General features: G+C 75.0%; 7 protein-coding genes. 3 read left to right on the top strand and 4 right to left on the bottom strand.

All coding sequences use genetic code 11. From position 1 onward, the window contains the following. Positions 1–2,176, bottom strand: a 2,176-nt coding sequence (locus I4I78_RS28975; protein WP_218614686.1) for a molybdopterin-dependent oxidoreductase, incomplete at its 3' end; no start/stop codon positions are given. A gap of 217 nt (positions 2,177–2,393) precedes the next feature. Between I4I78_RS28975 and I4I78_RS28970 the strand changes: the two genes are divergently transcribed. The 3 genes from I4I78_RS28970 to I4I78_RS28960 are packed head-to-tail and all read left to right on the top strand — an operon-like array spanning position 2,394 to position 4,722. Continuing rightward, on the top strand, positions 2,394–2,906 hold the full coding sequence (locus I4I78_RS28970; protein ID WP_218614685.1) for a DUF664 domain-containing protein: 513 nt from the start codon (positions 2,394–2,396) through the stop codon (positions 2,904–2,906). Then, positions 2,903–3,736: an alpha/beta fold hydrolase gene (locus I4I78_RS28965; RefSeq protein WP_218614684.1), complete on the top strand. Its 834-nt coding sequence runs from the start codon at positions 2,903–2,905 to the stop codon at positions 3,734–3,736. Before I4I78_RS28970 ends, I4I78_RS28965 begins: the two co-directional genes overlap by 4 nt. Before the next feature lie 20 nt (positions 3,737–3,756). Continuing rightward, positions 3,757–4,722 carry a D-isomer specific 2-hydroxyacid dehydrogenase family protein gene (locus I4I78_RS28960; RefSeq protein ID WP_218614683.1) on the top strand — a complete coding sequence of 322 codons (966 nt, stop codon included), beginning with the start codon at positions 3,757–3,759 and terminating at the stop codon, positions 4,720–4,722. A gap of 7 nt (positions 4,723–4,729) precedes the next feature. Here the strand turns inward: I4I78_RS28960 and crcB (I4I78_RS28955) are convergent, their stop codons facing one another. The 3 genes from crcB (I4I78_RS28955) to I4I78_RS28945 all read right to left on the bottom strand — a co-directional run. Beyond that, entirely contained in the window at positions 4,730–5,095 is a 366-nt protein-coding gene (gene crcB / locus I4I78_RS28955; protein ID WP_218614682.1) for a fluoride efflux transporter CrcB, read from the bottom strand. Next, positions 5,092–5,523, bottom strand: coding sequence for a fluoride efflux transporter CrcB (gene crcB, locus I4I78_RS28950; protein WP_218614681.1), 432 nt, complete (start codon positions 5,521–5,523; stop codon positions 5,092–5,094). The genes crcB (I4I78_RS28955) and crcB (I4I78_RS28950) overlap by 4 nt, the downstream gene beginning before the upstream one ends. Positions 5,524–5,534: 11 nt before the next feature. Continuing rightward, positions 5,535–6,033, bottom strand: a 499-nt coding sequence (locus I4I78_RS28945) for a cupin domain-containing protein (protein WP_226380636.1), incomplete at its 5' end; no start/stop codon positions are given.

Genomic DNA, 6,033 nt, shown 5'->3' with positions numbered 1-6,033 from the left:
CCGGCGCCGAGTTCACCCAGGGCCGGACGTCGCGGGTCAGGACGTTCGGGTTCCCGTGCCGGCAGGTGCCGTCGGGTTCCGGGTCCCACCAGGCGCCGGTCGGCAGCTGCACGACGCCGGCGCGCACCTCGTCGGTGACGCGGGCCTGAGCCAGTGTGGCGCCGCGGTCGTTGGACACGCGAACGACGTCGCCGTCGACGATCCCGCGGGCCGCCGCGTCGACCGGGTGCACGCGCACGATCTCCTGGCCGCCGGCGCCCTTGGCGCCGGCGCTGTGCGCGCCGAAGTCGAGCTGCGAGTGCAGGCGGGTGGCCGGCTGGTTGGCCACCAGCCACAGCGGGTGCTCGGGCGTCGGGCGCTCGGTCGGCGGCAGCCAGGCGGGGTGTCCGGGGCAGTCGTCGTAGCCGAACGCGACGATCGTCGGCGAGCCGACCTCGACCTTCCCGGAGCGGGTGGCCAGCGGATGCCCGGACGGGTCGGCGCGGAACCTCGCCAGCACTCCCCCGTCGTCGGGCCCCGACGGGAGCTCCAGCTCGCCGGCCTCCCAGAACTCGTCGAAGTCCGGGGCCGGGGAACCGCGGTCGGCCAGCGCCTTCTGCGTCCGCAGGTAGAGGTGCTCGAGCCACTCCCGCGACGTCCGGCCCTGGGTGAACTCGGCGCCGGACCCGAGCCGCTCGGCCAGGGCGGACAGGGTGTCGTAGTCGTCGCGGGCCTGCCCGCGCGGCGGGCTGACCGGCTTCATCGCGACCAGCAACGGGTCCGAGCCGGACGCGCCGATGTCCTCGCGCTCGAGCGTGGTGGTCGAGGGCAGCACGATGTCGGCGTGCCGGGCGGTCGCCGTCCAGACCGGGTCGTGCACGACGAACGTGTCCAGCCGGGCCACCGCACGGCGCAGCCGGTTGAGGTCCTGGTGGTGGTGGAACGGGTTGCCGCCCATCCAGTACGCGAGCCGCACGTGCGGGTAGACGCGGTGCTCGCCGTTGTACTCGTAGGGCTCGCCCGGGTGCAGCAGCATGTCGGAGATCCGGGCGACCGGGATGTAGGAGGTGACCGGGTTCTGGGTGCGGGCCATCGTCGGGACCGGGACGGCGTTGCGGGGGCGGCCGTAGTGCCCGAGCGAGCCGAGCCCGTAGTTGAACCCGCCGCCGGGCAGGCCGATCTGTCCGAGCACCGCGGCCAGCGCCGCGCCCGCCCACACCGGCTGCTCGCCGTGCTCGGCGCGCTGCAGCGACTGCGCGACCGTGACCAGGGTGCGCCCGACGGTGATCCGCCCGGCCAGCTCCCGGATCGTCGCCGCGTCGATCCCGGTGATCGTCGCCGCCCACTCGGCGTCCTTCACCGGGCCGTCGAACAGGTGGCGCTCCAGCTCCGGCCAGCCGACGCAGTGGCTCGCCAGGAACTCCCGGTCGTGCGCGCCCGCGGTGACGACGGTGTGCATCAGCGCCAGCATCAGCGCGGCGTCGGTGCCGGGCTCGATCGGCAGCCACTGCGCGTCGACCTCATCGGGCAGGTCCGGCCGCAAGGGGCTGACCAGCACGAACCGGGCCCCGCGTGCCTTCGCGGCGCGCATCGCGCCCCGTTCGACGTGCCGGCTGACCCCGCCGGAGCCGACCGTGGAGTTCTTCAGCGCCATCCCGCCGAACGCGAGGACCGTGTCGGTGTGCGCGGCGACGGAGTCCCAGCTCACGGCGTAGCGGGTGACGGCGTCGAAGCCGCCGAGAATGTGCGGGAGCAGCACCTCCGCGGCGCCGCCGGAGTAGGTGTTGACCGAGCGGGTGTAGCCGCCGGTGACGGCCAGGAAGCGGTGCAGCTGCCCCTGCGCGTGGTGGAACCGCCCCGCGCTGGCCCACCCGTAGGAGCCCCCGTAGACGGCCGCGTCGCCGTGCGTCTCGCGCACCCGGCGCAGCTCGGCGGCCAGACGGTCGAGCAGCTCGTCCCATCCGACCTCGATGTACTCGTCGTGCCCGCGCCGCTCGTCCGGGCCGGGGCCGTCGGTCCACCACCCGCGGCGCACCGACGGCGCCGCGACCCGGGCCGGGTGGGTCAGCGCGGCCGGGATGTTGTCCAGCACCGGTGACGGGTCCGGGTCGCCCGGGTGCGGACGGACCTGCAGGTCACCGCCGGACCACCGGGCCCGGAACACGCCCCAGTGCGAGCTGTGCGTCAGGTCGGACATGGGCTCCCCCGGATCGGTGCGGCACGTGGGACCCACGGTAGTTCGCCGCCGGACGCCCCGGGCATGATCACCGCCACCGTGCGGGGAGCTGCACCGGCGCAGGTTCCCGCACGAGCCCGCTGATCACGGCCCGGCTGCCGCTGTCGGGGAGCGGATCTAGGGTGGCCCGGGAAGCCGCCCCGGTTCCGGGTGCGGCGCCGCGTGGGAGGAGCACCCGATGACGACTGCGGCGCAGTTGCTGGCCGACGCGTTCGGCCGGATCCGCGAGGACGTGACGTCGGCCGTGGAGGGCCTCGACGAGCAGACCCTGGCCCGGCGCCCGCAGGGCGCCGAGGGCCCGGGCAACTCGATCGCCTGGACCGTCTGGCACCTGAGCCGGGTGCAGGACGACCACCTGGCCGAGGCGTTCGGCACCGCGCAGGTGTGGCCGCAGGGCTGGTCGGCGCGCTTCGGCCTGCCGTTCGACGACGCCGCGACCGGCTACGGCCAGTCCTCCACCGAGGTCGCCGCGGTCCGGGCCGAGGCGTCGCTGCTGACCGGCTACCACGACGCCGTCACCGAACAGACCCTGCGGCTGCTCGACGGCGTCACCGACGCGGAGCTGGACCGGATCCTGCCCGCCACCTGGGGCGAGGGCGTGAGCCTGAGCGTGCGCCTGGTCAGTGTCGTCGGCGACGACATGCAGCACATCGGCCAGGCCGCCTATCTGCGGGGCCTGTTCGGGGCATGAGGGCCACCACCGACGACGGCGTCGAGCTGCACTGGGAGTCGCACGGGCGCGGGGAGCCGCTGCTGCTGATCCACGAGTTCGGCGGCGACCACCGCTCGTGGCGCCCGCAGGTCGCGCACTTCTCCCGGCGCTACCGCTGCCTCGTCTACGACGCCCGCGGCTACCCGCCCTCGGACGTCCCGGCCGAGCCGGGCGCCTACTCCCAGGACCGCGCGGTCGCCGACGCGCTGTGCGTGCTCGACGCCGCCGGTGAGGCCTCCGCGCACGTCGTCGGGAACTCGATGGGCGGGTTCGCGACGCTGCACCTGGGGCTGCGGCACCCGGGCCGCGCCCGGTCGCTGGTGGTGGCCGGCTGCGGCTACGGCGCCCACCCCGACGCCGACGCGGCGTTCCGCGCCGAGTCCCGCGACCTGGCGCGGCGCTACGCCGACGAGGGCGCCGCAGCGGTGGCCGCCGACTACGGCGCGGGCCCGGGGCGGGTGTTCCTGCGGGACAAGGACCCGGCAGGCTACGCCGAGCACATGGCCGTTCTCGCCGAGCACGACCCGACCGGAGCCGGGCTGACCATGGCCGGGGTGCAGGCGTCGCGGCCCTCGCTCTACGACCTGCGCGACGAGCTGGGCAGGATGGACGTGCCCACGCTGGTCGTGGCCGGCGACGGTGACGACGGCATCCTCGACGTCGACGTGATGCTGCGCCGCACCCTGCCCCGCGCCGGCCTGGCCGTGCTGCCGCGCACGGGACACCTGACCAACCTCGAGGAGCCGGCGCTGTTCAACGCGCTCGTCGAGCAGTTCCACGCCCAGGTCGCCGCCGGGCGCTGGGCCTGATCGCGAGAAGGAGTTCATCGGTGCGCGTGCTGTTCGCCGCCCGGGAGTTCAGCCGCGGGATCCCCTGGTCCGACCTGTCGGACCTGATCCCCGGCTGGGACATCGCCACCACCCCTCGCCGTCTACTGGCCGAGAGCCTGGACGGCGCGCACGTGCTCACACCGTTCGGCGTCGCGGTCGGCGCCGAGATCGTCGAGCGCGGCCGGTTCGGGCTGATCCAGCAGTACGGCGTCGGGGTCGAGAACATCGCCGTCGACGCCGCGACCGAGGCCGGCGTCTGGGTGTGCCGGCTGCCCTCGCACCTGACGGCGAACGCGGAGAGCGTCGCGGAGCTGGCGGTGCTGCACGTGCTGGCCGGGCTCCGCCGCCTGGACGAGGCCCGGGCCGCGCTGCGCGAACGCGACGGCTGGAACGGACCGGCCGGGCGCTCGCTGCTGGGCGCGACGACGGCCGTGGTCGGCCTGGGCGCGATCGGCACCGCGGTCACCGCGCGGCTGGCCGGGTTCGGCACCCGGCTGATCGGCGTGCGGGCCCGGCCGGAGCAGGGCGGCCCGCCGGAGGTCGAGCGGGTCACCGGCCCGGACACGCTGCACGAGGTGCTGGCCGAGGCCGACGTCGTGGTGTGCGCGGCGATGGGCAGCGAGGACACCCGGCACCTCTTCGACGCCGGCGCGTTCGCCGCCTTCCGCCCGGGTGCGGTGTTCGTCAACGTCGCCCGCGGCAGCGTCGTCGACGAGGACGCGTTGCTGGCCGCGCTCCAGGCCGGGCAGGTCGGAGCGGCCGGCCTCGACGTGCACGCCCGCGAGCCCGCGGACCCGTCGAGCCCGCTGCTGAGCCATCCGCGGGTCGTCGCGACCCCGCACGTCGGCGGGGTGACCACGACGATGTTCCGGCGCAGCGGCGAGCTGTTCGCGCAGAACCTGCAACGCTGGGCCGCCGGGGAGGAGCCGCACTGGGCGGTGAACCGCCCGCCGTCGCCGCGCTGACCCCGGCTCAGAGCAGCAGCCGGCCGATGACGAACCCTGCCGCCGCCGCACCCAGACCGGCCAGCACACTGCCGACGACGTAGGCGAGCGCCACCAGCGACCTCCCCCGCCCGGTGAGCGAGAACGTCTCGTAGGAGAACGTGCTGTAGGTGCTCAACGCGCCGCAGAAACCGGTCCCGACCACGGCCTGGGTCACCGGGCCGAGCACCGCGGCGGCGGCCACGACCACGCCCAGCACGAACGAGCCGGCCACGTTCACGGTCAACGTCCCCCACGGGAACGCCGAGGCGTGCCGCGACTGCACGGCCCGGTCCGTCAGGTACCGCAACGGCGCACCGACGGCAGCACCCAGCGCCACCCAGAGCACGCTCATGTGGCGCCTGCCAGTGCCCGGGCCGCGGCGGCACCGGCGGCGACCGCGAGAACGGCGAGCACCGGCGTCGCGACGACGTAGCCCAGCGCGACCCCCACCCGTCCGGCGTCCACGGCCTGCACCGTCTCGACGGCGTAGGTGGAGAACGTCGTGTACCCGCCGAGCACACCGACCCCGAGCAGCGGGCGGACCAGTGGATGCGGCCGGAGCCTCTCGGTGATCACCACCATCAGCACGCCCATCAGCAGGCACCCGGACACGTTGATCACCAGGGTGGACCAGGGGAACCGGTCCGGGGTGTGCGGCCAGGCCAGGTCCAGCCCGTAGCGGGCCTCCGCACCGATCACCCCGCCCAGTGCGACCGCCCCGAGGACGGCCGCGCGGCGGGGCGGGTCGACCTCGCGGCGCCCGGTCCGTTCCACCGCCATCGCCGGGGACCCTAGCCGTCGACCCAGTAGGTGTCGTGGCGGAACATGAACTCCGCGCGCCCCTCGCGCTCCATCTCCTCGCGCCGCGCCGCGTCGGCCAGGACCTCGAAGTACTCCTCTCGCGGCGCGCCCGGCGCGAAGTGCAGCAACATCGACGCAGGCGCCCCGGACTCGTTGCGGAACCCGTGGACCCCACCCTCCGGGACGTGCACGAAGTCGCCCGGCGCGCAGTCCACCCACCGCGTGCCGTCGTAGATCCGGATGGTGCCGGTGAGCACGTAGAACGACTCCGAGATCGAGCGGTGGAAATGTGGCGGCGGCCCGGCCGGCTCCGGGCCCATCTCCCATCGGTAGAGGCCGAACGCACCGTGCGTGTCGTCTCCGGTCGCCAGGTAGTGCGCCGCGCCGCCGTCGCCCTGGCGCAGCTCGGGCTCCTGGCCGCTCGGGCGGCGGGTGGCGGTGACCTCGCCGTGCTCGCCGAGGTAGCGGTCCGGCGGGTAGGGACGCGAC

This window comes from Pseudonocardia sp. KRD291 (genome assembly GCF_019263595.1).
Lineage (GTDB): Bacteria > Actinomycetota > Actinomycetes > Mycobacteriales > Pseudonocardiaceae > Pseudonocardia.
This window is presented reverse-complemented; position numbering and strand designations above follow the sequence as displayed.